General features: G+C 69.2%; 22 protein-coding genes and 3 pseudogenes. 16 read left to right on the top strand and 9 right to left on the bottom strand.

Annotation, left to right across the window (positions count from 1 at the left end):
• Window positions 1-153: 153 nt before the first annotated feature.
• A complete protein-coding gene (locus H0524_RS08335) occupies window positions 154-1,743 on the top strand; it encodes a Rieske 2Fe-2S domain-containing protein (RefSeq protein ID WP_180198140.1) in 1,590 nt (529 codons plus the stop codon).
• Between the two features lie 80 nt (window positions 1,744-1,823).
• Here the strand turns inward: H0524_RS08335 and H0524_RS08330 are convergent, their stop codons facing one another.
• A complete protein-coding gene (locus tag H0524_RS08330) occupies window positions 1,824-3,449 on the bottom strand; it encodes an NAD(P)/FAD-dependent oxidoreductase (protein ID WP_180198139.1) in 1,626 nt (541 codons plus the stop codon).
• A 119-nt stretch (window positions 3,450-3,568) separates the two neighbouring features.
• Window positions 3,569-3,948, bottom strand: a pseudogene (locus H0524_RS08325) (hypothetical protein); the annotation flags it as partial.
• On the opposite strand from H0524_RS08325, the pseudogene H0524_RS08320 reads away from it, so the two are divergent.
• The 3 genes and pseudogenes from H0524_RS08320 to H0524_RS08315 form a co-directional block, all read left to right on the top strand.
• Window positions 3,931-7,020: pseudogene (locus tag H0524_RS08320) on the top strand (ricin-type beta-trefoil lectin domain protein); the annotation flags it as partial. The pseudogenes H0524_RS08325 and H0524_RS08320 overlap by 18 nt on opposite strands.
• Before the next feature lie 51 nt (window positions 7,021-7,071).
• Complete coding sequence (locus H0524_RS24540) at window positions 7,072-7,362, top strand: HNH/ENDO VII family nuclease (RefSeq protein ID WP_255435860.1); 291 nt, start codon at window positions 7,072-7,074, stop codon at window positions 7,360-7,362.
• Between the two features lie 15 nt (window positions 7,363-7,377).
• Window positions 7,378-7,863, top strand: coding sequence for an SMI1/KNR4 family protein (locus H0524_RS08315; RefSeq protein ID WP_180198137.1), 486 nt, complete (start codon window positions 7,378-7,380; stop codon window positions 7,861-7,863).
• A 433-nt stretch (window positions 7,864-8,296) separates the two neighbouring features.
• Here the strand turns inward: H0524_RS08315 and H0524_RS08310 are convergent, their stop codons facing one another.
• From H0524_RS08310 to H0524_RS08290, 5 genes are all read right to left on the bottom strand, one after another.
• Window positions 8,297-8,503: a (4Fe-4S)-binding protein gene (locus H0524_RS08310; RefSeq protein WP_180198136.1), complete on the bottom strand. Its 207-nt coding sequence runs from the start codon at window positions 8,501-8,503 to the stop codon at window positions 8,297-8,299.
• 11 nt (window positions 8,504-8,514) lie between these two features.
• Window positions 8,515-9,789, bottom strand: a complete 1,275-nt coding sequence (locus H0524_RS08305; RefSeq protein WP_180198135.1) for a cytochrome P450 — start codon at window positions 9,787-9,789, stop codon at window positions 8,515-8,517.
• Window positions 9,790-9,930: 141 nt separating this feature from the next.
• Complete coding sequence (locus tag H0524_RS08300) at window positions 9,931-12,144, bottom strand: ABC transporter permease (RefSeq protein WP_180198134.1); 2,214 nt, start codon at window positions 12,142-12,144, stop codon at window positions 9,931-9,933.
• Entirely contained in the window at window positions 12,141-12,869 is a 729-nt protein-coding gene (locus H0524_RS08295) for an ABC transporter ATP-binding protein (protein WP_180198133.1), read from the bottom strand. Before H0524_RS08295 ends, H0524_RS08300 begins: the two co-directional genes overlap by 4 nt.
• Window positions 12,866-13,390 (bottom strand): PadR family transcriptional regulator, encoded by a 525-nt coding sequence (locus H0524_RS08290; protein WP_018218982.1) that lies wholly within the window; start codon window positions 13,388-13,390, stop codon window positions 12,866-12,868. Before H0524_RS08290 ends, H0524_RS08295 begins: the two co-directional genes overlap by 4 nt.
• A gap of 135 nt (window positions 13,391-13,525) precedes the next feature.
• Between H0524_RS08290 and H0524_RS08285 the strand changes: the two genes are divergently transcribed.
• Both H0524_RS08285 and H0524_RS08280 read left to right on the top strand, forming a co-directional pair.
• Window positions 13,526-14,254 (top strand): Clp protease N-terminal domain-containing protein, encoded by a 729-nt coding sequence (locus H0524_RS08285; RefSeq protein WP_180198132.1) that lies wholly within the window; start codon window positions 13,526-13,528, stop codon window positions 14,252-14,254.
• 23 nt (window positions 14,255-14,277) lie between these two features.
• Window positions 14,278-14,967 (top strand): carbon-nitrogen hydrolase family protein, encoded by a 690-nt coding sequence (locus H0524_RS08280; RefSeq protein ID WP_180198131.1) that lies wholly within the window; start codon window positions 14,278-14,280, stop codon window positions 14,965-14,967.
• A gap of 31 nt (window positions 14,968-14,998) precedes the next feature.
• Here the strand turns inward: H0524_RS08280 and H0524_RS08275 are convergent, their stop codons facing one another.
• Window positions 14,999-15,238 carry a DUF6289 family protein gene (locus H0524_RS08275; RefSeq protein WP_180198130.1) on the bottom strand — a complete coding sequence of 80 codons (240 nt, stop codon included), beginning with the start codon at window positions 15,236-15,238 and terminating at the stop codon, window positions 14,999-15,001.
• A gap of 712 nt (window positions 15,239-15,950) precedes the next feature.
• On the opposite strand from H0524_RS08275, the gene H0524_RS08270 reads away from it, so the two are divergent.
• The 10 genes from H0524_RS08270 to H0524_RS08225 all read left to right on the top strand — a co-directional run bounded on the left by H0524_RS08270 (window position 15,951) and on the right by H0524_RS08225 (window position 25,090).
• Entirely contained in the window at window positions 15,951-16,832 is an 882-nt protein-coding gene (locus H0524_RS08270; RefSeq protein WP_180198129.1) for a helix-turn-helix transcriptional regulator, read from the top strand.
• Between the two features lie 4 nt (window positions 16,833-16,836).
• Window positions 16,837-17,037 (top strand): DUF397 domain-containing protein, encoded by a 201-nt coding sequence (locus H0524_RS08265; protein WP_180198435.1) that lies wholly within the window; start codon window positions 16,837-16,839, stop codon window positions 17,035-17,037.
• Window positions 17,038-17,181: 144 nt separating this feature from the next.
• Window positions 17,182-18,393, top strand: coding sequence for a 1-deoxy-D-xylulose-5-phosphate reductoisomerase (dxr, locus tag H0524_RS08260; protein WP_180198128.1), 1,212 nt, complete (start codon window positions 17,182-17,184; stop codon window positions 18,391-18,393).
• A complete protein-coding gene (locus H0524_RS08255; protein ID WP_180198127.1) occupies window positions 18,393-19,643 on the top strand; it encodes an RIP metalloprotease in 1,251 nt (416 codons plus the stop codon). Before dxr ends, H0524_RS08255 begins: the two co-directional genes overlap by 1 nt.
• 9 nt (window positions 19,644-19,652) lie before the next feature.
• A complete protein-coding gene (gene ispG / locus H0524_RS08250; protein WP_018733602.1) occupies window positions 19,653-20,825 on the top strand; it encodes a flavodoxin-dependent (E)-4-hydroxy-3-methylbut-2-enyl-diphosphate synthase in 1,173 nt (390 codons plus the stop codon).
• 105 nt (window positions 20,826-20,930) lie between these two features.
• Window positions 20,931-21,770, top strand: coding sequence for a DUF4081 domain-containing GNAT family N-acetyltransferase (locus H0524_RS08245; protein ID WP_180198126.1), 840 nt, complete (start codon window positions 20,931-20,933; stop codon window positions 21,768-21,770).
• 307 nt (window positions 21,771-22,077) lie between these two features.
• Window positions 22,078-22,677 (top strand): RNA polymerase sigma factor, encoded by a 600-nt coding sequence (locus tag H0524_RS08240; RefSeq protein ID WP_218941678.1) that lies wholly within the window; start codon window positions 22,078-22,080, stop codon window positions 22,675-22,677.
• On the top strand, window positions 22,674-23,684 hold the full coding sequence (locus H0524_RS08235) for a hypothetical protein (protein WP_180198125.1): 1,011 nt from the start codon (window positions 22,674-22,676) through the stop codon (window positions 23,682-23,684). The genes H0524_RS08240 and H0524_RS08235 overlap by 4 nt, the downstream gene beginning before the upstream one ends.
• Window positions 23,685-23,798: 114 nt before the next feature.
• Window positions 23,799-24,440, top strand: a complete 642-nt coding sequence (locus tag H0524_RS08230) for a maleylpyruvate isomerase family mycothiol-dependent enzyme (RefSeq protein WP_180198124.1) — start codon at window positions 23,799-23,801, stop codon at window positions 24,438-24,440.
• Between the two features lie 98 nt (window positions 24,441-24,538).
• A complete protein-coding gene (locus H0524_RS08225; protein ID WP_180198123.1) occupies window positions 24,539-25,090 on the top strand; it encodes a DinB family protein in 552 nt (183 codons plus the stop codon).
• 125 nt (window positions 25,091-25,215) lie between these two features.
• Here the strand turns inward: H0524_RS08225 and H0524_RS24535 are convergent.
• Window positions 25,216-25,433 (bottom strand): annotated as a pseudogene (locus H0524_RS24535) (hypothetical protein); the annotation flags it as partial.

The following is a 25,433-nucleotide window of genomic DNA, read 5'->3' as shown; positions in this document are numbered from 1 at the left end:
CCGGTTCGTTGGGAGGCCGGGAGCCCCGTGCCGGCCGGAACGGAGAGCGTTGTCGCCCATGGACGGCACTACCGGCGTCGCGGCGTGATGGTGAGAGTGGCTCCGGTAGGTTCGGACGTGAACCTTGTTATGTCTGCTAAAGGGGGAACTACGGTGCGAGTGACCGGTACCGGGCACGCCAGCATGCGGATCGACACTCCCGCGGGGAGCATCCTGTGCGACCCGTGGGTCAACCCGGCGTACTTCGCCTCGTGGTTTCCGTTCCCCGACAACTCCCAACTCGACTGGGCGGCGCTGGGCGACGTTGACTACCTCTACGTCTCGCACCTGCACCGCGACCACTTCGACGCGGCGCACCTCAAGCGGTACGTGTCGAAGCGGGCCACCGTACTGCTGCCCGCCTTCCCGACCTCGGAGATGGAAGACGAGCTGCGGGAGCTGGGCTTCACCCAGTTCCTGAAGGCGCCGAACGAGGAGGTCGTCGACCTGGGCGGCGGCCTTAAGGTCATGATCCAGGCGCTGACCAGCCCGACCGACGGTCCGATCGGGGACTCGTCGCTGTGGGTGGAGCACGACGGGGTCCGGCTGCTCAACCAGAACGACGCCCGCCCCACCGACCTCAGCGTCTTCACCGAGCTGGGCCACGTGCACGCGCACATGCTCCAGTTCTCCGGTGCGATCTGGTATCCGATGGTCTACGAGCTGCCGAACGCCGCCAAGACCGCGTTCGGCAAGCAGAAGCGGGACCGGCAGTTCGACCGGACCTGGCGCTACATCGACGACCTGAAGGCCGACCACGTCTTCCCGATCGCCGGCCCGCCGTGCTTCCTCGACGACGGGCTGTGGCAGTTCAACGACATTCACGGCGACGAGGGCAACATCTTCCCCGACCAGTCGGTGTTCCTGGACGAGTACGCCAAGGTCGGTGGCACCAACGGGGTGGTGTTGCTGCCGGGCAGCGTCGCCGAGGTCACCGCCGACGGCTGCGAGACCACCCACCCGATGCCCGTGGCGGAGTTCTTCGCCAACAAGGTCGCCCACCTCGAGGAGATGCGGGAGCGCAAGCGGCCGATCATCGCGGCGGAGAAGGCGTCCTGGCGGCACCCGGAGGTGGACGTCCTGGGGGAGATGCAGCGCCGCATCGAGCCGTTGCTGAACGAGTCGATCTATCTGGCCAAGGGGGTCGGTGGCCCGGTCCGCTTCGACCTGGTCGATGTTGACGACGCGGGTACGGAGACCGTCGAGTCGATCGTGGTGGACTTCCCCGGCAAGCAGGTCCGCCCGTACGCCGACGAGAAGGTGCGCTACCGGTTCCGCACCGAGCGGGCGCTGATCGAGCACCTACTGCACATCGGCGAGGTGGACTGGGTCAACTCGCTCTTCCTGTCCTGCCGGTTCTCCGCGGCGCGGATCGGCCAGTACAACGAGTTCGTCTACGCCTTCTTCAAGTGCCTCTCCCAGGAGCGGTTGCAGTACGCCGAGGGCTGGTACGACGAGCACGAGCGGGCGGTCGACGCGGAGGACATCACCCTCGGCGACTGGGTGGTGCAGCGGCGCTGCCCGCACCTCAAGGCGGACCTGAGCCGGTTCGGCATCGTGGCGGACGACCAGCTCACCTGCCAGCTGCACGGCTGGCGCTTCGACCTGGCCAGCGGGCGGTGCCTGACCAGCGTCGGCCACAAGATCCGCGCCGAGCGCGCCGACGAGCAGACCCCCGCCCCGGTCGTCGAGACGACGACCTGATCCCCGCCCGCACCCGTTCAATGAAGAGCACCGGTCCCGTACAGCTCCGGCTGCGCGGCGGCTGTTCCGCCGGCGCATCCTCACCGACCGAGGTCGGTGAGGATGCGCCGGGCGGCGTTGTGCCCGGAGGCGCCGATGACGCTGCCGGCGGGGTGACAGCCGGCGCTGCCCGCGTACACGCCGTCGATCCCGGTGGCGTACGGCATCCGGTCGGTGAACGAGACCGTGTTGTCCACGTGGTGGATGTGCCCGCCGGTGATGCCGAAGTGCGCCTCGATGCCGGGTGGGGCCAGCGGTACGGCGTCGGCGATCAGGGCACCGGTGCCGGGGGCGTACCGCTCGCAGATCGCCACCAGCCGCGCCACGTACCCGGGTAGCGCCTCGTCCCAGGTGGTGCCCGCCAACTCGTACGGCACCGACTGCACGAAGAGCGCCGACGAGTGGTGCCCGGCAGCGTCGGAGAGCGTCGGGTCGACGGTGGTGTGCAGGTACCACTCGATCGTCGGCTCCGGTGGCAGCCGCCCGGCCCGCACGTCGGCCCACATCGCGCGTAGCCCCGCCAGCGGCGTGTCCCGAGCGGCGCCGGGGTCGGAGCCGGGCAGCAGGTGGATGGTGGACCCGAACGGGCTGGGGGCGCCTTCCGGCAGGCAGGAGAAGCGCGGCAACCCGGTCAGCGCCAGGTTGAGCTTGAGCGTGGTGCCGGGGCGGCGGACCGCCGTCATCCGGTCGGTCAGCGACGCCGGCAGCGCGCCGTCGGGGAGCAGTTCCATCAGCCGGTACGGGTCGCAGGCCCCCAGCACCACGGACGCGGCAACGGTCTGCCCGTCGGCGAGCCGGACACCGGAGGCGGCACCCCCGTCGAGGGTGATCGCGTTGACCGGTGTACCGGTGCGGATGGTGGCGCCGGCGGCGCGCGCGGCGTCGGCGAAGGTCCGGGAGACGGTGCCCATGCCCCCCTTGGCGATCATCCAGGTGCCGTCGGAGCCGGGGAGCCGGCACATGTTGTGAACCAGAAAGTTGTGCCCGGTGCCAGGGTCGTCCGGGCCGGCATTGACCCCGGAGAGGCCGTCGGTCACCGCGTACATGCTGATCAGCAGCTCGGAGTGGAAGTCGAAGCGGGCCAGATAGTCGACGACCGAGCCGCGAACCAGGTCGACGAAGATCTGGCGCAGCGCCGGCCGGACGTACCGTTCGGCGGTCTCCCCGACCGGCAGCGGTTCGGCCAGCCAGGCCGGCGCCAGGTCCGCGCGCAGCGCCGTCAGCTCGGCCTGGAGTGCGGCGTCGGCGGCGACATCGGCGGGGGAGAAGAACTCGGTGAACTGCCGCCGGGTCGCGGTCGGGTCGGCACCGAAGAGCAGGTACGGCGAGCCGGGCCCACCGGGGGTGGGTAGGAAGTAGTGCGGGTCGCGTCGCAGCACCGGGATGTGGACGTCGAGCCGGGCGAGCAGCTCCGGGGGCATCAGCCCGAGCAGGTACGACCCGGTGGAGTGGCGCAGCCCCGGCACCCGGGGAAACGGCGTCTCGGTGCGGGCCGCGCCGCCGACCACGTCGGCCGCCTCCAGCACCAGCACGTCCAGCCCGGCTCGGGCCAGCAGGATCGCCGACACCAGCCCGTTGTGTCCGGCGCCGACGACGGCGACGTCCACCCGCCGCGGGAGCGTGGTCTGCGGTCGATCCCGTGATGTGGAGGTCGCCTGCCGATCCATGCAGCGAAGATAACTGTCGATCTGCCCCTGGGCTACCCCAGCACCGCGGGTGGTGGGGCGCGGGTTGGGGATGGGGTCGCGCGGGCCCGGTCGGCGACTGCCGGGCCCGCGCGACGCGTTCAGCCGAAGGCCTTGACGCTGTTCCAGTCGTTCCCCAGCACGATCTTCACGGGGCCTTTGGTGTCGGTGGTGGACGGATGGTAGATCCGCATCATGCCGTCCTCCCCGAAACGGGCCCACAGGTCCGGGACGCTGTCCCCGTTCACGTCCGGGATACCGATCACCGCGTTGATGTTGGTTTCGGTCCAGTTGGTGCCGTAGGGGACGTCACCATTCTGGGAGTTCGCCGCGAGTTTGATCGAATCCAGATCGACGCTGCCGGCTACTGCGCCCGGCTTCCGTGGCGGACGTACATGTTGCCGTTGTCCAGGTTTCGCCAGAGCAGATCGGGTGTGCTGTCGAGGTCGATGTCCGCGACGGTGACGACTTCCCGGGCGGCAAGGGGCTGCCGGCGACCGCCACCCGCTACACCGACGGACTGGCGTACGCCCAGGCGATCGGCGGATACACCGACGACTACCAGCCCACCTCCACCACCCTGACGCTACCGGAGTCCATCGCCGACACCTGGGGCCTGGAAACCTCCTACCGGTACGACTACACCTACACCGACACCGGCCTACCCGAGTCGACCACGCTGCCGGCCGTCGGATCCCTCCCGGCTGAGAAGCTGCTGACCCGCTACACCAGGGACGGGCTGCCCCTGTCGGTGTCGGGTAAGGACTGGTACGGCGCCGAAACCGTCTACTCGCCGTACGGGCAGGTGCTGCGCTCCACCCTCGGCGCCCAGCCCTACCGGGTGTGGACCACCGCCTCCTACGACAACGCCAGCGGCGCCCTCACCGACCAGCAGGTCCACCGCGAGCAGACCGATGACCAGAGCATCGTCGCCGCCAACCTGGTGTCGCACCGCTCCTACGGCTACGACGACGCCGGCAACGTCACCTCGATCCGTGAGCGTTCCCTCGGCCTCGAGGAACGGCAGTGCTTCACCTACGACCCGATCGGCCAGCTGAACACGGCGTGGACGGCGACCGATCAGGAGTCCTGCGCCGCCAGCCCGGCCGGCGACACCGTCACCGCCGGCACCGACGGCACCGGCTACTGGCAGGAGTACGAGTACGACCTGCTCGGCAACCGCACGAAGCTGGTGGAAAAGGACCTCACCGGCGACACCGACAAGGACGCCACCACCAGCTACGACTACGGCAAGGCCGACGGCACGCAGCCGCGCACCCTCACCAAGGTCACCAAGGACTACGTCACCCCGGACGGCGCGGAGATCACCGCCGTCGCCGAGCGCCTGTATGAAATGACCGGCGAAACCAAGGTCGTCACCTCCGTGGAGAACGGCGACCAGCAGGTGCTCTCCTGGACCTACGACGGCAAGGTCGACCGGATCACCGGCGCGGGCAGCCGGGGCAAGACCGCCTACGTCGGGTTGGCCGACAAGTGCATCGACCTGGGCGAGGCAGTCCCGGGCAACTCGCTCCAGTTGTTCTCGTGTAACGGCACGATCGCGCAGAAGTGGACGTTCGCTCCCGTACCCGGTCAGGCTGACGCGAACCTGGGCACCCTGTCCGTGTATGACGACTGGTGTGTCCAGCCCGACGGCAACACCGCCGGGTCGGCCATCGCGACGCAGGAATGCTCCGGGTCGACCGAACAGCACCTGGAGCGCCTCTCCACCGGGCAGCTCAAGCACCCCGCCTCCGGCCTGTGCCTCGCGGTAGAGGACGAGGCCACCGACGACCTCACTCCGCTGGTGCTCGTGGCCTGTGACGCGGACTCCGCCGCCCAGCAGTGGGAGGCACAGAACGAGACCCGGCACCTCTACGGACCCGACGGCAGCCGTCTGCTCACCTTCCAGGACCAGCAGGCGACGCTGCACCTCGGCGAGTCGGTGCTGACCGTGCAGCGAGGCGGGACGCTGGTCAACACCCAGCGTTCCTACCCGACACCGGGTGGTGTCGTGATGCGGTACCTGCATCTCGCCACCAGCAGCACCGGACTTGTCGCGCTCGCCGGTGACCACCAGGGCAGCCCGTACGCTGAGGTCGGCCTCCAGGGCGAGATGCCGGTGCGAGTCCGTAAGCAGGACCCGTTCGGTAACCAGCGTGGCGCCGTGCCTCTCGGCGTCAACATGCAGACCCACACCGGGTTCCTCGGTGCCCAGCGGGACGACGCCTCCGGCTTCATCCCGCTCGGCGCGCGGCTCTACGACCCAGTGGTGGGCCGGTTCCTCTCCGCCGACCCGGTGCTGGACATCGCCGACCCGATGCAGTCCAACGGGTACGCGTACGCCCACAACAACCCGGTGACCCACTCCGACCCGACGGGCCTGTCGGTGTCGTTGACCCCCTCGGAGAGGGCGGCGGCGCTCGAGGGCGCGGGCCTGTCGGCGGCGCAGGTCGCCCAGGCCCAGGCCACGATGGGCCGCTCGCTGATGTCGGTGATCCTCGACTCGGCCTGGTACATGCTGAAGGAGTTCATCGGCATCAACGACGCCATGAACTGCTTCGGCGGTGACATGTGGGCGTGCGGCAGCCTCATCGTCGGGGCGATTCCCTGGACGAAGGTCGCCAAGATCCCGGGCGTGCTCAAGGCAGTAAACCGGACAATCTCCGCGATCCAAGCATGGCGTACGGCGAAGCGTGTCGCTGAAGGGGTGCTACGCGCCGCCAAGGCGGCGGAGACAGCGGCGCTCAACGCCAAGAAGCTGGCCATCGAGAAGGCGAAAAAGGCCGCCCAGGCCGCGAAGAAGAAAGCCGCTCAAAAAGCGCAAACAACGAGCAATAAGGCGGTCAACGCCACAAAGAAGACCGGCAACTCAGCCCAAAAGAACGCCCAGGCGAAATCCAACCCGAAGGGCTCCTCAGCGGCCTCCAGCGGCGCCGGAAAATCCGGCAAGTCCGGTGGCGGCTCCGGGAAGTCCGGTGGTGGCTCCGGCAAATCCGGTGGTGGCTCCGGCAAGGGTGACTCCAAGGGCGGCGGGGACTCCGGCGCGACGGCGCGCGGCAACGGCGGCTCAAGCGGCGGGTCCTGCCCAGACCCCGGTAACAGCTTCGTTCCTGGCACCAGAGTCCTGATGGCCGACGGCTCCACCAAGCCGGTGGAGGATGTGCAGCCGGGCGACGAAGTCCTGGTCACCGACCCGGAGACGGGCGAGACCGTGACCGAGACGGTCACCGCGGCCATCAAGGGCGACGGCGTCAAAAAGCTGGTGAAGGTCACCATCGACACCGACGGCGACCGTGGTACGGAGACCGCCGAGATCACCGCGACCGACGGCCACCCGTTCTGGGTGCCGGAGCTGGGCGAGTGGATCGACGCCACCGACCTGCGCTCCGGCCAGTGGCTGCGGACCAGCTCCGGCACGTACGTGCAGATCACGGCGATCGACCGCTGGGACGTCCTGCAGGCCACCGTCCACAACCTCACCGTCGCCAACATCCACACGTACTATGTAGTGGCCGGCAACACGCCGGTCCTCGTACACAATTGCGGCGGAAACTGGCAGCCAACGGAGATCGATGGGCAGCGCGTCTATCAGCGCGACGATTTGGTTGATCCGAAGTTCACTTCGCCGGCCGATAGATATGGCAGGACAAATTTGAAGCGGATGCAACAAGGCCTCGCGCCGATGGGACCGGACGGTAAACCGATGGTTCTTCACCACATGCTGCAGACCCAGGATGGCCCGCTCGCCGAACTGACTCAATCAATGCATCAGGGCTGGTTCCGGGAACTTCATATTAACGTCGGAACTAATATTCCAAGTGGTATCGACCGCAAGGCGTTCGCCGTGTGGAAGACTGCATACTGGAAGGGTCGTGCGGCCGGATTCCAGTAGGAGGAGGTCAGTGAAGTGAGTGCCTATGAGGACGCCGAGGCGTTTATTCGGCTTGTTCGGGCTAGCTCGCAGGTTGCCAATATTGCTGGCAGCTGTGACGAAGACTTGATCGCACGGGCTGAGGCTCAGCTTGGCCTCAGCCTGCCGCCCACCTATCGCGAGTTCCTGCGACAACTCGGTGAATGCGATGTTGCCGGTGAGGAATTCTACGGCGTTTGGGCACGTGATGGCGAACGAGATGTTCTCTTCGGGGCGGTGCGGATGACCTTGGAAGCTCGCCGAACGAGCGCAATGCCCGATTCCTTGATTGCGTTTATGTTTGATGGCATGGGTGGTATGTATGCATTGGACACCGCTTCCCTGAATGAAGAAGGCGAGGCTCCAGTCGTGCTCTGGGAACCGGGGGGCTCGGTTCCTGGCTCTATCCTGGAACACGCTGCGGATAGTTTCGGCGAGTTTGCGTTAAGCCGGACGAAGCGCGCTCTCGCAGCGCTGCAGTGAAACATATTATAAAACGTGTAGTAGCCTCTTCGCGACTACGTGCAGGCGTCAATTTGTGTGGGTGCCCTGAAGGCCCGTGGTTGGGTGAGGGCCTCCTGCGATTCCTGGGTTGATGATACGGCTACGGTTGGTAGGCGAGGCCTGCTCGTCGTTGCTGGGGCATCGGAGGTCGAAGACGTCGGACTGCACGGAGGTGCCTTGCCGGCGACGCTGTAGGTAATTCATCGGTGTTGAAGTTCGCGTAGTGCGCGTTGGGCGGTCATGGAGGCCGCGCCGTAGAGTCGGCTGTCTTGCGGGCGGACGGTAATGGGTCGGTGGGTTGAGGCGTCCAACGCGGAACTGGTCGACGCGCAGGTGCAAGGTAAGAGCCTGGTTGACCCCCGCGGGACAGCTCCACCAATACAGTGGAGATATGCGGGCAAACGGGGTTCTGCTAGCTGTCGCCTGGTTCCTCGATTAGGGAGAGTGCGCCTGATGGGCAGAGTTCGACGGCGTCGCGGGCTCGGTGGGCGGCTTCGCCTTCGGGGTGTTTGGTGATGAGCAGGACGATGCCGTCGTCGTGCTGGTCGAACACGGTCGGGTCGGTCAGTACGCACTGGCCGGCCCCGATGCAGACGTCGGTGTTCGCCTCGATTCGCATGTGGTCCTCCATTACCAGGCGACGGGGAGTTCTTCGGCGCCGTAGATGATCGCATCGGACTTGAACGGGATGTCGTCGAGCGGTGCGGCCAGGCGGAGGGTGGGGATGCGGCGGAACAGGGTGTCGAAGACGATTTGCAGCTCGATGCGGGCCAGGGTTTGGCCGATGCACTGGTGTGGGCCGAAGCCGAAGGCGACGTGGTGGCGCGCGCCGCGTTCGAGGTCGATCCGGTCTGGGTCGGTGAAGACCGTGGGGTCGTGGTCGGCGGCCAGCCCGGAGATGACGATTCCGTCGCCGGCGTTGATGGTGGTGTCGCCGAGCTGTACGTCCTCGGTGGCCACGCGGGCGGTGACGGTGTCGGTGATGGTGAAGTAGCGCAGTAGTTCCTCGACGGCCGGTGGTGTCTTCTCCGGGTCATCTTTGATCATGGCTAGCTGGTCGGGGTGTTGGAGTAGCCCCACAACGCCGAGGGAGATCATGTTCGCGGTGGTCTCGTGGCCGGCGATGAGCAGGAGGAAGGCCATACTGACCAGGCTCGTGCGGTCGAAGGTGCCGGCCGCGTGCTGTTTGGCGATCTGCCGGCTGAGCAGGTCGTCGGTGGGGTCGGTGACCTTGCGGTCGATCAGCCCGCCGAGGTAGGTGTTCAGCTCCTCCTGGATGCGGACCCGGACCTTCGATGGTGTGTGGTGCCGGACCAGGGGGCCGCTGCGCGCCTGGAAGAAGTCGTGGTCGGCGTAGGGGACGCCGAGTAGCTCGCAGATGACCAACGACGGCACCGGCAGCGACAGCGCTTCGACCAAATCGGCGGAACGTTGCTCGGAAGACAGCATCTCGTCGATGTGCTGGTCGACGATCTGCTGGATCCGTGGCCGCAGCTCGGCCATCCGCCGGACGGTGAACTCGCCCATCAGGGCTCGCCGCGCCTGGGCGTGCTCGGCGCCGTCCATGCCGAGCATGGAGGTGGGCTGGTCCTGCAGTTGTTTTCTGGTCTCCGGGTCGGTGCTGACGAACGGGAAGTTGTCCCGGCGGCGGTCGGAGGAGAACCGCCGGTCGGCCAGGACGGCGCGGGCCAGCTCGTGACCCGCGATCCACCATGCTTCGCGGCCGGTCGTCAGGCGGACCTTGGCGAGCGGGGAGTGTTCCCTGATCTGTTCGTATTCGGCGGGTGTGCTGAAGGGACATCCACGTTCGACAGGAAATTCGGCGTCGGTGACCTCGCCGGAGCCGGGCCCTGACGTAGCAGTCGAGGAAGCCTCCGGCGTAGTGATCGAGGCAGTCTCTGTCATGGTGATCGTCACCTCGCAGAAGTGGATGTTGTCCCCGCCCGCTCGGCCCCAGGCTAGCCCGACGGTGGCACTCCGTCCATGCCTGATCGTCGATGGCTAGGCTGGTCTGCCTACCGGCCGGGCGGGGACGACAGCGGGCACCTATCCGATCCGGGTCGCTTCGATGGTGGTGCTCGTCCGCGCCGTACGGAAGGTGGCGATCACCGCGGTCGCGGCGAGCGCGAGGCTCGTGGCGAGGATCAGGTAGTACGACGGAGGTAGCCAGTTGATCGTTCGTTCGCCTTCGGTGAGGCCGGCGACGATGCACCAGGCGGTGAGGATCCCGAGCCCGACGCAGAGTGCGAAGACCGTGGCGAGCGGCAGGGCTGCTTCGGCGACGATGACGCGACGCACCGTCGATGCGGGCATTCCCATGAGGCGGAGCAGGCCGAGTACCCGTTTGCGGTCCAGGATGGCGGCGATGCTGGAGACGGCGAGGGAGACCGCGGAGATCAGGGTGGCCACGAGCACGGCCAGGTGGCCGAGGTTGGCGTAGCGGTCGGCCCAGGTTCGCCACCGGGCGCTCTCGTGGTCGGACTGGGTCATGGGCGGGAATGACAGGCGCAGTTCGCTGCCGAGGATGGCGGTGCGGGCACGTTCGACCGAGTGCGTCGTGCCGTCGGTGGCGACGAGCAGGATTTCCGGCGTGGTGCCCGGTGCGGTCGCTGGGCGGGTGACCAGCGAGCCGTCGCCGAAGGCGCTGCCGGTGACCTGGATATGGCTGGCGCCGTCGGGGGTGGGAAGGCCGGCTCGGGTGGCGTCAGCGGCGGCGAAGACGGCTCCGGCCTCGGGGTGGGAGTAGCCGATCGCGGTCGCGGTGACCCCGTCGGTGCGGGCGATCCGGGATGTCGCGGCGGTGACCGCGGTGGTGCCGGACGCCGCTGTGCCGGCATCGTCCGGTGGTGGCGGGTCGAGCCAGGCGATCAGGGTGGAAGGCGCGAGATACTCGGAGTCTTCAGTGGGGGATTCCTCGGCGAGGGTGGTGATCCCGGCGGAGAAGAACGAGACCAGGAAGACGGCGGCGACCAGGCCGCTGACCGCGCGGAACGTGGCCCGTGGGTGTTGTTGGATGCGGTTCATCGCGATAACCCCGGCGGTGCGGTGCGCGCGGCGGGCCGCGATCCGAGCGATCCAGTAGGTGAGCACCGGCCCGGCGGCGATCAGCCCGACCAGGAGCAGGAGGAATCCGGCGATGAGGATCCGGTCGGTGCGGGGGAGCGGGCCGTGCCGCAGGGCGGCGGTCGTGGCGCCCAGCAGCACCACCACACCGGCGATGAGCGGCACCACGCCGAGGGCGGAGGGGCGACGCTCGGTACGCTCGCGGCTGCCACCGAGGGGACCGATTCTGGCCCGGCTGGTGCGCCATCCGGCGACGGCGGTGCAGCCGGCCACGACACCCGCGACGACGATGAGCACGGTGCTCGGCGGCACGGTCAGGTCGGCGCGGAAGAACCGGCCGTCCTCCACCTCGACCAGGGCGGCGACCGGGATGAGTAGCCATGCCAGGGCCACCCCGGCCAGGGCGCCCACGAGGCTGGTCACCCCGGTCTCGGTGGCGGCGATGGCGGCGACCCGGCGGGGGGTGGCGCCGATGAGGCGTAGGGCGGCGAAGCGTTCGGCGCGGGTGGCTGCGCCGAGGCGGGTGACGATCCCGACCAGGATCAGGACGGGCAGCAGAATCGCGATGGCGCCGATGATGGTGATGGCGCGGTAGTTGCTGCTTGGATAGGAAACCCCGCGGAACTCCGTGACCGACCAGACGTTTCCACTGAGGAAGACGCTTCCCACCATGCCAATCGATGGGCGCAGGTTCTCGGTCGTCGTTCCGGTCACGACAACCAGCGAGTCCGGGCCCGCCAGGCCTGCGGTGTCAATGACGCCGGCCCGGGTGCCGTACCGGGAACCGAGGGTGTCGGTGGGGTTCGCCTCGATGAGGGCGATCAGCGCGGGGGAGGCGTGGTAGGTGCCGGCCGCCGGGGGCCTCCCGACTCCGGGTACGACCACGGTCGAGTCCGGGGTCGCGACGATGTCGACCCTGATGATCTCTTGCCCGTCGAAGTGCTCCAGGTTGGTCGCCGCCAGCACGGACTCGTCGGTTGGCGCGGCGGCAGCGGGGTCCCGGAGCTCGGTCGACTCTCCATGGGACAGGGAGGGCCAGCTGAGGCGTTCGGAGCGGGAGGTGACTCCGTCGTAGCCGCCCAGGAGCAACAGCAGTAGGGCGACCCCGACCGCGATGCCGCCGGCCATGCCGATCAGCCGCCCGGATGCCCCACGGCCCTCCGCCGTGACGAGTCTGGTCAGGGTGAACAGCCTCATCCGTACGCCCCTCCGATCGTGATCTGTCCATCGCGGACGACGACCTCCCGGTCGGCGTAGGCGGCCGTACGTGGGTCGTGGGTGGTGAGGATGACGGCGGTGTTGGCGTCGCGTGCCGCCTCGGTGAGGGCGAGCATCACCGTCTCGGCGGCGAGTGAGTCCAGCGATCCGGTCGGCTCGTCGGTGAAGAGCAGGGTCGGCTTGGTGGCCAGGGCACGGGCGATGGCGACCCGCTGCGCCTGCCCGCCGGAGAGCTGCGCCGGTAGTTTCCGGGAGCACTCGCCCAGGTCGAGCCGGTCGAGCCAGGCGTCAGCCCGGCGGCGGGCTTCGCGGCGTGTGACGCCGGCAAGCAGGAGGGGAATCGTCACGTTGTCCACCGCGTTCAGGTCGGGCAGGAGCTGCCCGTATTGAAAGACGAATCCGAATTTGTCCAGGCGGAGTCGCGACCGGCCCGCCTCGTCGAGGTCGGTGAGGCGAACGGTGTCGTAGTCCACGGTGCCCTCGTCCGGGACCAGGACCCCGGCGAGTACGTGCAGGAGGGTGGATTTTCCGGACCCGGAGGGGCCGGTCACCGCGATGATCTCGCCAGCGTGGCAGTCCAGGTCGACGCCGCGCAGGGCTTCGGTCAGCCCGAACGCGAGCCGCAGCCCCCGCGCCGAAAGGAGGGGAGCCGACCCGTCCTCGGGGGCGGACGCCGACATGCTGATGGTCTCCACCTTGTTCACTTTTTTACCTCGGCTTGTAGCTGGGACAGGCGGGCAGCGGTCAGGTCGATCCAGCGCAGGTCCGCCTCGATGTGGAACAGGGCGTGGTCGCAGGCGAGGACGACGGCGAGGCCAGCTCCCCGCTTTTCGTTGGTCAGCTCCCGCATGCGCGCCATGTGCCGGCTTCGTTGCAGGTCCAGCAGTCGGCCGGCGTCGTCGCCGAGGAGCAGCGCGATGATTGTCTTGGCGAAGAGGTCGCTCTGCAGGGTCTCCGACGGCACCTCGGGGGTGAAGATCCACTCCAGCACCCGGGCGCGGCCGGCGGGGGTGATCCCGTAGCGCTTGCGCTCCGGGCCGGCGCCCGCCTCGGCGCCGATCGCCACGATCCAGCCGTTGCGCATCAGCCGGGTCAGGGTGGTGTAGACCTGCCCGAACGCCAGTGGTTTCTTCAGCCCGAACCAGCGGTCGTACCGGCTTTTCAGGTCGTAGCCGTAGCTCGCACCGGTGCCGAGGAGGCCGAGGAGGGTTGTCGTGTTGTCCACGTCCGGGACCATATATACGCGGTATCTACACGCGCAATCCACTCTGGCTGGTGTGATTCATCGAAGGGCGCCGGATTCCGGAGTGAGCGTCAACTTCCGGTTGACGATCCGAGTGCGTCAACCTATGGTTGACGCATGACTGAACCATTGATGATGACCCACCCGGTACGCCTCGACGAGCTGATCGACCACATCAAGCAGGGGCGCAACAGCGCGCTGGACCAACTCGCCGACGCGGTCCTGGCCGGCGAGCACCTCGGCGAGGTGGCCGACCATCTGATCGGTCACTTCGTCGACCAGGCCCGACGCTCGGGCGCCTCGTGGACCGAGATCGGCCGCAGCATGGGCGTCAGCAAGCAGGCCGCCCAGAAGCGTTCGGCGGCGAAGGTGGCGACGGCCGCGGCGCTGGAGTCGGATGGCGGCTTCAGCCGGTTCACCACCCGGGCCCGTAACGTCGTCGTCGCCTCCCAGGAGGAGGCGCGCGCCGCCGGTAACGCCGAGATCGGTCCGGCGCACCTGGCGTTGGGTCTGCTGGTCGACCCGGACGCGCTCGCCCCGCAACTGATCAAGGCGCGCGGGGTGTCCCTGGACCGGCTCCGGGACGCGGTCGCGGCGACCCTGCCGCCCCGCGTCGCGCAGGTCCCGGACCTGATCCCGTACGACGCACGGGGTAAGAAGGCGCTGGAGCTCACCTTCCGGGAGGGGCTTCGGCTCGGCCACAATTACATCGGTACCGAGCACATCCTGCTTGCCCTGCTCGAGGAGGAGGACGGCGACGGCGTGCTCACCGGCCTCGGCCTGGACAAGGAAGGGACGGAGGCCGCGATCCAGGGCGCACTCGCCGCGCTCACCCGCAAGAGCTAGGCGAGGCGGAGGGGGGAGACACGATGGGGCGGCCGTTGCGCATCGCGGTGGCACAGCCACGATGCATCGCGTACGACGTGCTGGCCAACGCGGCGGCGCACGAGGCGGCCGTCCGGGCGGCGGACGCGCGGGTGGTGGTGTTTCCCGAGCTGTCGCTGACCGGCTACGAGCTGGACGCGCTGCCGGTCGCCCCCACCGATGAACGGCTGACCCCCATCGTCAACGCCTGTGCCGACACCGGGGCGCTCGCACTCGTCGGCGCCCCAGTGCCCGGACCGGGCATCGGCGTGCTGGCGGTGGACGGGGAGGGCGCGCGGGTGGCCTACCGGAAGGTCCACCTGCACGGTCGGGAAGCTCTCCACTTCGTTCCCGGCGAGCCGACCGTGCTCGACGTGGACGGGTGGCGGCTGGGGCTCGCCGTCTGCCGCGACACCGGCGTCCCGGAGCACGCCGCGCAGACGGCCGCGCTCGGGATCGACGGTTACGTGGCGGGAGTCGTCCACGCCGAGGACGAGGCCGAGCTGCACGGCGAGCGGGCCCGTCGGGTCGCCGCGGACCACGGCGTCTGGGTGGCCACGGCGGCCTTCGCCGGTCCGACCGGTGGCGGCTTCGCCCGAACGTCCGGGCGCTCGGGCATCTGGTCCGCTGCCGGGGAACTGCTCGCCGAGGCAAGCGCCGCCCCCGACGATCTGGCCCGCACGGTCTTCTACTGAGCTGAGATCAGCGCCTCCGTCCGTACAGGGGTCAGCGTGGGCAGGGGTACTCCTGGAACGTCTTGAAGGCGCTGCGGGTGCCGACCATCGTGGGCTCACCCTGGCAGTCCTCGTGGAGGCTTCCCACCACGGTGGTGTGCGACGGGTTGGAGTAGAAGGTCGTGTAGCACTCGTGGCCGAATATGCAGGCGCGAGCCGGCGCGGGTGCTGCGGGCGAGACGAGGATGGCGGCCGCGAGGAAGGCCAGGACGACGAAGAGGCGTCGGATCATGGTGGGGCACCTCCGGTGGTACGGGCTGATCAATCGAGAGCTGACTGTGCCGCCAGCATTAACCAGTACGAAACAAATAACAACTCAGCTTTCGGGTACGTGTTGTTTCCCGGGGCGCCTTCCACGGCGCAGGATTTGCCCGATTCCGCCGACATTCCTGCCGGTGGCGCCGGGTCCGGAGCAGCCAACACGGGAGCGGCCTCGGTAGGCGATGTGTGGGCATTGTCGATTATGGTGCGATAGCGAGTTCTATTGCTCCACGCCAAATTGCTTGGGCGAGGGAGTCGCGGAACACCATGGCCAGATCAACCGCATCATCCTGGTTCTGAGTGTGGTGGGCCGGGGGAGGACCCGGCTCAGGCGCTCTTGCACCTGCTTCGGGTCGAGGCCCTGCGGCGGACGTCGAAGAGGGCGCTGCGGAGCTGGTACGCGCGTAGCCGGACCTCGCTCGCGTAGATCATCATTGGGTCGCCTTCGGGCCCGCGACCAAACCATCGTCGATGGTCGCCGTGGGTGCGCTCCTTCTGGTTGCTGTCGAGGCCGGGGCGGGCACCTGGATGAGGTGGCGGGAGGCGCCCGCCCCGGGGCGACCCAACAATATTTGGCCGTTCCCAGACAAGATTTATTGCAACCCTGGCCTGATGCAATGTCTCGCGGGAGGATGCGGGCCAAGGGATGAGGTGCCTAACGCGACGACAGTAAAGGAGACGGCGTGGACGACTCGGGGAGCACCGTTCCGCGTAGGCAACTCGGGAGATATCTGCGAGAGCTTCGGGAAAACGCGTATGTCACGGTGTCGGCCGCCGCGAAGGAACTGGAGTGGTCGGCACCCCGGATCTGGCGGTACGAGACCGGCCAGGTCCCCATGCACCCCAACGATGTGGAGGCCATGTGCCGGGTCTACGGGGCGGCCCGGGAGACGATCGAGACGATGCGGGCGCTGGCCCGGGAGACCAAGGCGCACGGCTGGTGGCACAGCTACGGCTCGGCGATCAAGGACTGGTTCAAGCTGTACGTCGGCCTGGAAGCCGCCGCGACCCGGATCCGACACTATGAGGTCAACCTTGTACCGGGCTTGTTGCAGACCGTGGAGTACATGACCGAGGTGATCGCCACCGATCATCCGCAGCTCAGCGCGGCGGAGCGCCAGGCGAAGGTGGAGGTCCGCCTGCACCGGCAGCGGTTGTTGACGCGGGCGATCCCCCGGGCACCCCAGCTCGAGGTGGTCCTGAACGAGGCGGTGCTGCGGCGGCCGCTGCGCGACCGGTCGGCGATGGTGCGCCAACTCGAGGCGCTGCTCGTCACCGGGGAGCGGCACAACGTCGGCCTCCGGGTGCTGCCGCTGAGCGCCGGGGTGTTCCGCTGGTCGCAGGCGGGCACCTTCACCATGCTGGAGTTCCCGACCGACGTGCGGGAGCCGGAGCCGACCACCATCTACACGGACGGGCCGTGCGGGGCGGTCTACCTCGACAAGGCCCACGAGATCCAGACCTACGAGGACGCCTGGCGCTCGCTCAGCGAGCGGACGCGGGGTGTCGCCGAGTCCCGTGAGTTGATCGCGGCGATTGCGAGGGAGATGACCGATGAGGCGTGACGGGGTGTGGCATAGGTCGTCCCGGTCCGGTGGCGAGGGTAACTGCGTCGAGGTGGCGGCATCCGCCGCCACGGCCGGCGCACCGAGTAGCGCTGTCGTTGTACGGGACAGTAAGGATCCGGGTCCGGCGCTGAGCTTCGGCTCGGCGGCCTGGGCCCGGTTTGTCGCCGCCGTCCCGGCTGGTGAGCGCGACCACCAGCTCTGAGCTGCGGTTGGCCGGTGTCGGCGGGGTGCTGGCACCGGCCTTCGGCGCGTTGGCTGAGGCTCCCGGCGGGGCATCGGCACCGGCCTTCGGCGGATCGGCTGAGGCTCCCGGCGGGCGTGCAACCGGCTGGGGAACAATGGCGGGGTGACTTCTCCCCGCGACGTCGTGCTGCTCGGCTCCACCGGTTCGATCGGCACCCAGGCCATCGACATCGTGCGCCGTAACCCGGACCGCTTCCGGGTGGTGGCGCTCGGCGCCGGCGGCGGCAACGTCGGGTTGCTCGCCGCGCAGGCCCTGGAGCTCGGCGTGGAGGCGGTCGGCGTGGCGCGGGCGTCCGCCGCGCAGGATCTCCAGCTCGCCTTCTACGCGGAGGCGAGCCGGCGCGGCTGGGACCGCGGCGAGGTCCGGCTGCCGAAGATCATCGCCGGGCCGGAGGCGATGACCGAGCTGGCCCAGTGGCATAGCGACGTGGTGCTCAACGGGGTGGTCGGCTCGCTCGGGCTCGCGCCGACCCTGGCCGCGCTGCGCGCCGGGCGTACCCTCGCCCTGGCCAACAAGGAATCGCTGGTCGCCGGCGGCCCCCTGGTCCGGGCCGCGGTGACCCGTCCGGGGCAGATCGTCCCGGTCGACTCCGAGCACACCGCGCTCGCCCAGTGTCTGCGTTCCGGGTCCCGCCCCGAGGTACGCCGGTTGCTCGTCACCGCCAGCGGCGGCCCGTTCCGGGGGCGGCGGCGCGACGAGTTGACCCAGGTCACCCCGGAGCAGGCGCTCGCCCACCCGACCTGGAACATGGGGCCGGTCGTCACGATCAACTCCGCCACGATGGTGAACAAGGCGCTGGAGGTGATCGAGGCGCACGAGCTCTTCGACGTGCCGTACGCCGACATCACCGTGCTGGTCCACCCGACCTCGGTGATCCACTCGATGGTCGAGTTCGTGGACGGCTCCACCATCGCCCAGGCCAGCCCGCCGGACATGCGGCTGCCGATCGCGCTCGGCCTCGGTTGGCCGGACCGGGTCGCCGACGCCGCCCCCGCCGTTGACTGGACGACCAGCCACACCTGGGAGTTCGCACCGCTGGATGACGACGCGTTCCCGGCGGTCGCGCTCGCCAAGGCGGCCGGCGAGGCCGGGTGCTGCCGACCGGCGATCTACAACGCGGCCAACGAGGAGTGCGTCGCGGCGTTCGTCGCCGGACGGCTGCCCTTCCTCGGCATCGTCGACACCCTGGAGCAGGTGCTGGCCGAGGCTCCTGACTTCGGTGAACCAGGTACCGTCGAGGACGTGCTCGCGGCCGAGTCGTGGGCGCGCGGGCACGCGCAGACAATCATCGAGAAGTCAGTGGAAGGAAGTTGATGGCCTACCTGCTCGGGGTGACGCTCTTCGCCCTCGCCATCCTGATCTCGGTGAGTCTGCACGAAGCGGGGCACCTGCTGACGGCGAAGGCCTTCGGCATGAAGGTGACCCGCTACTTCGTCGGCTTCGGGCCGACCCTCTGGTCGTTCCGGCGGGGCGAGACGGAGTACGGCCTCAAGGGCATCCCGCTCGGCGGCTTCTGCAAGATCGTCGGGATGACCCCGCAGGACGACGACGTCGACCCGGCCGACCAGCCGCGGGCGATGTGGCGGTTCCCGGTCTGGAAGCGGACGATCGTGATGTCCGCCGGCTCGATCACGCACTTCGCGCTGGCCCTGATCGCGCTCTGGATCATCGCGATCACCGCCGGTCTGCCCAACCCGAACTTCCCCAGCACCCTGGCGCAGGTCCGGCAGGAGCCGGCGGTCATCCAGCTCGCCAACTGCGTCGTCCCGGAGAACGAGGCCCGGGCCTGCACCGACGCCGATCCGGCCAGCCCGGCCGCACAGGGCGAGCTGCGCGACGGCGACGAGATCACCGCGGTCAACGGCACCCCCGTCACCAGCTACGGTGACCTGCTCGTCGCCCTGCGCGCCCAGCAGCCGGGGCAGCCGGCGCAGGTCGAGTACCTGCGGGACGACCAGCCGGGCAGCACCACCGTGACGCTCGGGCAGACCCAACGCCCGCCGCTGGACGACCCGGAGGGCACCGTCGGGCCGGTCGCCGCGCTCGGCGTCGGGCTCATCCCCAGCACCCCCAGCCGGATCGAGTACGGCCCGATCGGCGCCGTCGGCGGCACCGCCGAGTTCACCGGCACCATGGCGGTGAACACGTACGAGGCGATGAAGCGGATCCCGCAGAAGGTTCCGGCGCTCTGGACGGCGATCACCGGTGGCGAGCGGGACATCGACACCCCGATCAGCGTGGTCGGCGCGAGCCGGATCGGCGGCGAGGCGGTGGAGAACAACGCCTGGCTGCTCTTCTTCATGCTCTTCGTCTCGCTGAACTTCTTCATCGGCGTGTTCAACCTGCTGCCGCTGCTGCCGCTGGACGGCGGCCACATCGCCATCGCCTGGTTCGAGCGGGCCCGCTCCTGGGTCTACACCGGGCTGCGCCGCCCCGACCCGGGCCGGGTCGACTATCTCAAGCTGATGCCCGTGACGTACGCGGTGATTCTGATCGGCGGCGCGTTCATGCTGCTGACCGTCACCGCGGACGTCGTCAACCCGATCACGCTCTTCACAAGGTGAGTGCCTGAAGTGACCGCTGTCAGTCTCGGTATCCCCGCCGTACCGCCGCCGCCGCTCGCGCCCCGTCGCGTGAGCCGCAAGATCATGGTCGGTTCGGTGCCGGTCGGTGGGGGCGCACCGGTGTCGGTGCAGTCGATGACCACCACGCTCACCGCCGACGTGAACGCCACGCTCCAGCAGATCGCCGAGCTGACCGCCGCCGGCTGCCAGATCGTCCGGGTCGCCGTACCCAGCCAGGACGACGTCGAGGCGCTGCCGGCGATCGCCCGCAAGTCGCAGCTTCCGGTGATCGCCGACATCCACTTCCAGCCCCGGTACGTCTTCGCCGCGATCGAGGCGGGCTGCGCGGCGGTGCGGGTGAACCCGGGCAACATCCGGCAGTTCGACGACAAGGTCAAGGAGATCGCGAAGGCCGCCGGCGACGCGGGCGTACCGATCCGGATCGGCGTGAACGCCGGCTCGCTGGACAAGCGGCTGCTGGCCAAGCACGGCAAGGCGACCGCGGAGGCGCTGGTCGAGTCGGCGCTGTGGGAGTGCTCGCTCTTCGAGGAGCACGGCTTCCGGGACATCAAGATCTCGGTGAAGCACAACGACCCGGTGGTGATGGTCCGGGCCTACCGGCAGCTCGCCGAGGCGTGTGACTACCCGCTGCACCTCGGGGTCACCGAGGCCGGGCCGGCGTTCCAGGGCACGATCAAGTCGGCGGTGGCCTTCGGCGCGCTGCTCGCCGAGGGGATCGGGGACACCATCCGGGTGTCGCTCTCCGCCCCACCGGTGGAGGAGATCAAGGTCGGCGCCGCGATCCTGGAGTCACTCGGCCTGCGCGAGCGCGGCCTGGAGATCGTCTCCTGCCCGTCCTGCGGCCGGGCCCAGGTCGACGTGTACAAGCTCGCCGAGGAGGTCACCGCCGGCCTGGAGGGGCTGCCGGTGCCGCTGCGGGTCGCCGTGATGGGCTGCGTCGTCAACGGCCCCGGTGAGGCCCGGGAGGCCGACCTGGGGGTGGCCTCCGGCAACGGCAAGGGCCAGATCTTCGTCAAGGGCCAGGTCATCAAGACCGTCCCGGAGGGCCAGATCGTGGAGACCCTCATCGAGGAGGCGCTCCGCCTCGCCGAGGAGATGGGCGCCGAACTCCCCGAGGAGCTGCGGAGCCTGGCCGGCGGCGCCACCGTGACCGTGCACTGACCCATTCGGGTGGGATCGGCCAGGCGTGGGGCATTCCCCGGCGGTCGGCCGGCGAGTAGGCCGGTCGGCCAACGCCGACTCCGCCGATCTGGCAGGCTGAAAACCGTGCTGACGACGCCGGTACGGCAACTCGGGGAATCGGAGCGTCGCGCAGTTGAGCAGCTGCTCGACCTCGACCCGTACGCGGGCGCACAGGTCGCCGAGCGGGTCGCCGCGCGCGGGCTCGGCTGGTGGCGGTCCGAGGGCCGGGTCCTCGGCTACGGCCCCCGTCGAAGTCTGGAATCTGTGTGCTGGCTGGGCGGCAACCTCACCCCGGTGCTCGCGACCGAGCCGGCCATCGCCGCCTACGCCGACCTACTCGGCGGGCAGGAGCGGCTCTGCTCGTCGATCGTCGGCCGGGCCGACGCGGTGCTCGGCCTCTGGGAGCGGCTCGCCTCGACCTGGGGCCCGGCCCGCGACGTCCGCCCCAACCAGCCGTTGCTCGCCACCGACACCGTGCCGACCGTGGCTCCGGACCCGCAGGTGCGCCACGTACGCCGCGGCGAGGTGGACCTGCTCTTCCCGGCCGCGGTGGCCATGTACACCGAGGAGGTCGGTGTCTCGCCGCTGTCCGAGGACGCCGGGCGTGGCTACTACCGTCGGGTCCAGGACCTGGTGCGGTCCGGTCGGGCGTACGTCCGCATCGTCAACGGCGAGGTCGTCTTCAAGGCCGAGCTGGCGGTGGTGACCCGGCGTACCGCCCAGGTGCAGGGGGTCTGGGTGGCCCCCGAGTGGCGGGGCCGGGGGATCGCCGCGGCGGCGATGGCCGCGGTCGTCCGGGACGCGCTGCACCGCTTCGCGCCCACGGTGAGCCTCTACGTCAACGACTTCAACGAGGCCGCCCGGCGGGTCTACGAGCGCTGCGGCTTCCGCCCGATGGGCACCCTGGCCACCGTCTTGTTCTGAGCGAGAGTCCGCCGCGACACCGCGACACCGCGACACCGCGACACCGCGACGCCGCGACGCCGCGACGGTGCTCGCGGTCCCGGCTCGCGATGTTCAGCGTGAACCCCAGGACGCTGATCGGGCATGAGGAAGTGTGACCACTAAACCGGGGTTGCAAACCCGTCAATGTGAACCGGGGAGCCCTGCGGCTGCCAGACCGTCGCCCGCCAACGGACCCCCGGCCGACTATGCCGCAAGACCGTCACCCGCCGACGGCCGCCCGGCCGACCATGCCCGCAACGAGGTGCTGGCCGGGTCCTCGGTCGATCTGCCCTCTGGCGAGGTGCTGGCCGGCTCCTCGGTCGACCAGCCCCCCGACGAGGTGCTGATCCAGCAGTCCCTGCTGGTAGCGGAGCGGTTCGGGCCGCTGTTCGACCGGCACGCCAGCGCCGTACACCGGTATCTGGCCCGGCGGATCGGATCGGACGCCGACGACCTGTTGGCCGAGACGTTCCTGATCGCGTTCCGCCGACGAGCGGCGTACCGGAAGCTGCACGTCAACGTACGTCCCTGGCTGTTCGGCATCGCCACCAACGTGCTGCGCCGACACGCGCGTCAGGAGAAGCGGCGGTACCGGGCCTTGGCCCGGGTCCCAGCTGATCCCGGTGCCGAGGCGTACGCCACCGACGACGCGCTCGGGCGGCTGGACGCCCAGTCCCTGCGCCGGGACCTGGCCGCCGCGCTGGCCGCGCTCAAGCGGGGCGACCGCGACGTCCTGCTCCTGTCCGCGTGGGCGGAGCTGTCGTACAACGAGATCGCGGCGGTGCTGGACATCCCCGTCGGCACTGTTCGCTCCCGCCTTAACCGGGCGCGACGGGTGACCCGTGCGGCCCTCAGCATCACGATCACCAGCGAGGAAGGCGCATGAACGAGATCACTCTGCTGCAGGAACACGGTCCCGATTCGGCACCCGCCACCAAGAGCGTGCTGAACTCTGCCCGCCACCGGCTGCTGACCGAGATCGCCGACGCGACCGAACCCCGGCAGCGGTGGGCGGGACTGCACCGCCAGCACGGTTTCCAGCGGGCCCGGGTACTGGCCATGACTGTCGTCGCGGCCAGTGCGCTTTTCGTCTTCTCGGTGGTGGTCGGCGGTGTGATATCGGCCGAGCAGTCGCGGGACCGTACGCCGGTCGCTGTCTCACTCGTCGCGTTCCAGATGCCGGTCTTCCCGCTCGCCCTCGATCCGGTGCCGGCCGGTCTGACGGCTCCGTTCTTTGATTTGGACGGTCGCTTCCTCGCCGGGTATAGGGCGACGGATGGGGAGAGCGGTGTGAGCTTGATCGTTTATGACCAGCGCCCCGATCCCCGCGAGACCACCAGACTGGTGACCGTGCACGGCCAACGTGGCGAGTTGTGGGAGGACCAGCTGGGTCAGGGTGCCGCTGCGGGTGAGCGTTCGCAAAACGGAGCCACCCGTGTGTCAGTGATGTGGGAGCGGGAGCCGGGCCAGTGGGTGAGGGTCACGGGCCGAGGCCGGTTCGGCACCGAGGCGGCCGTCCTGGCCCTCGCGGACACGGTCGTCGAGCGGCCACAGGAGGTGCCGTTGCAGGTTCGCCTCGCGCCCGCGGGCTGGGAGGTGTTCGCCTTCAAGGACGACCGGATCCTCACCCTGAAGGACGAGAACTCGGACGCCACGATGAACGTGCATTTGGCCGAGCGGCCCCAGCCGGACCTTCTCGGCAACGTTATGGGAGCCCAGGAGGTGAGTACCGTCCAGGTCAACGGCCGAGAGGCCCACCTCGTCCGGGCCGACGAGATCTGGTTCCGCCAGGTCCCGCTGCCCGACGGCTCGGTGTTCAACCTGCAGGCGCCGCTCTTCATGACCGCCGATCAGGTCGTGGCCATCGGCGAGCAGGTGACCGTGGAGCGCTGACACCCCGCCGGCCACCCCGCATCCGGGGTGGCCGGCGCTCACACCTCAGCTTCGCCGACCGCCAGGACCGCCGGCCCGGCCCGCAGTGTCAGTCCCTGCTGCTTGGGTGGCGGCATGAATAGTCGGCACGCCGCGGTGTGGACTGTCGTTCACCACGAGCGCGCGGCTCTCGTGCGCGGCCTGGAGGCCCTGGGGCCCGAGCAGTGGGCTGCTCCGACCGCCTGCCCCGGGTGGGATGTCCACGACGTCGTGGCCCACCTGGTCGACACCGCGAAGACGACGCGGCTCAGCTTCGTCCGAGACATGGTCACCGCCCGCTTCGACTTCGACCGCCAGAACGCGATGGGTCTCGCCCGCGAGCGGCGCACGGACCCGGCGGACACCCTCGCCGCCCTCCGCGCGGTCGTGACCCGCACCAGCACCCCACCGGCCGCGATCGTCACCCGCCTCGTCGAGGCGTTCGTCCACGGCGAGGACATCCGACGGGCAGTGGGGCTCAGCGGCGACTACCCGGTCGAGCAGGTGGCGGCGGCACTGACCTTCCAACTACGGACGACGGTGCAGCTGGGCGGCGGCAGGGAGCGCGCGAGTGGGCTGCGACTGGTTACCTCGGACGCTTCAGTAGACAGTGGAGTCGGATCCGAGGTGCGTGGGACGGCCCTCGCTCTCCTGCTCGCGGTCTCCGGTCGGCCGGTCGCCCCCGACGAGCTCACCGGAGCCGGGGCCGCGACCCTCATCCAGCGCGCCACCTCCTGACCTTGACGCCGGTGGCGCACAGGGTCATGCCGAGCCGAGGGGACGGGCGCTCGGCATACCGCGTTGCACCGCCCCTGACCAATCGGCAGACTCCCTGCATGACTGATCAATGGGCAGGGAAGGGCTTCGGCTGGCAGAACATGTTCGTCCCGCCCGCCCAGGACCCGCGGGACCAGGAGACCGTCCATGGCGAGCGAGACGTGCTCCTCCGCTACCTGAGTTTTCAGCGGCAGACGGTGCGGCTCAAATGTGCGGGGCTGACACCCGAGCAGCTTGCGAGCCCCGTGGTGCCGCCGTCGGAGCTGACGTTGTTGGGGCTTGTCCGGCACCTGGCCGCGGTCGAGCACGGGTGGTTTCAGCGGGTGATGCAGGGCGACAACGGTCCTCGCCCCTTCCGCCCCAACGGGGTGCACAGCGAAGAGTTCAGCTTTCCGATGCCCGCGGACTCCGACGTCGAGGCGGCATTCCAGGAATGGCAACGGCAGTGCGATGCCGCCGATGAGTTCGTCGCGCGAACGGAGCTGGACGCCCGGGGGGAAGACGATGTGGAGCTACGTGAGGTCCTGGTCCACCTGATCGAGGAGTACGCCCGCCACCTGGGGCACGCCGACCTTCTTCGCGAGTGCATCGATGGGCGCAGGGGGCAGTAGTTAGCTGTCCAGGGCATCCGGAGACGGCTGTTGGCCGGCACCCGGTTCGGGTGCCGACCAACAGTTTCTTTCCCCCCTTGTGTGGGTCAGGTCTTCGGGTGGGGGTTTGTGGTGCTGTGGTGGGGTCAGCTGGTCCAGTGCTCGGCCACCAGGTCGGCGGCCTGGGTCTCCCACTGGGCGTAGTGGAACGGGTACGCCGACACCTGGACCTTCTGCGCGGCCTCGGTCAACGGCAGTTCCTGCCAGCCCTCCACCTGCTTCAAACCCTTCAGGAAGGCGGTGGTGGAGTACTCGGGGTCGGTGATCTGCTCGACCGTGCCCCACCCGGAGGAGGGGCGCTGCT

The sequence above is a fragment of the Salinispora sp. H7-4 genome, from assembly GCF_013416675.1.
GTDB lineage: Bacteria > Actinomycetota > Actinomycetes > Mycobacteriales > Micromonosporaceae > Micromonospora > Micromonospora vitiensis.
The sequence above is the reverse complement of the archived record's forward strand: the minus strand, read 5'-3'. Positions and strand labels throughout refer to the sequence as shown.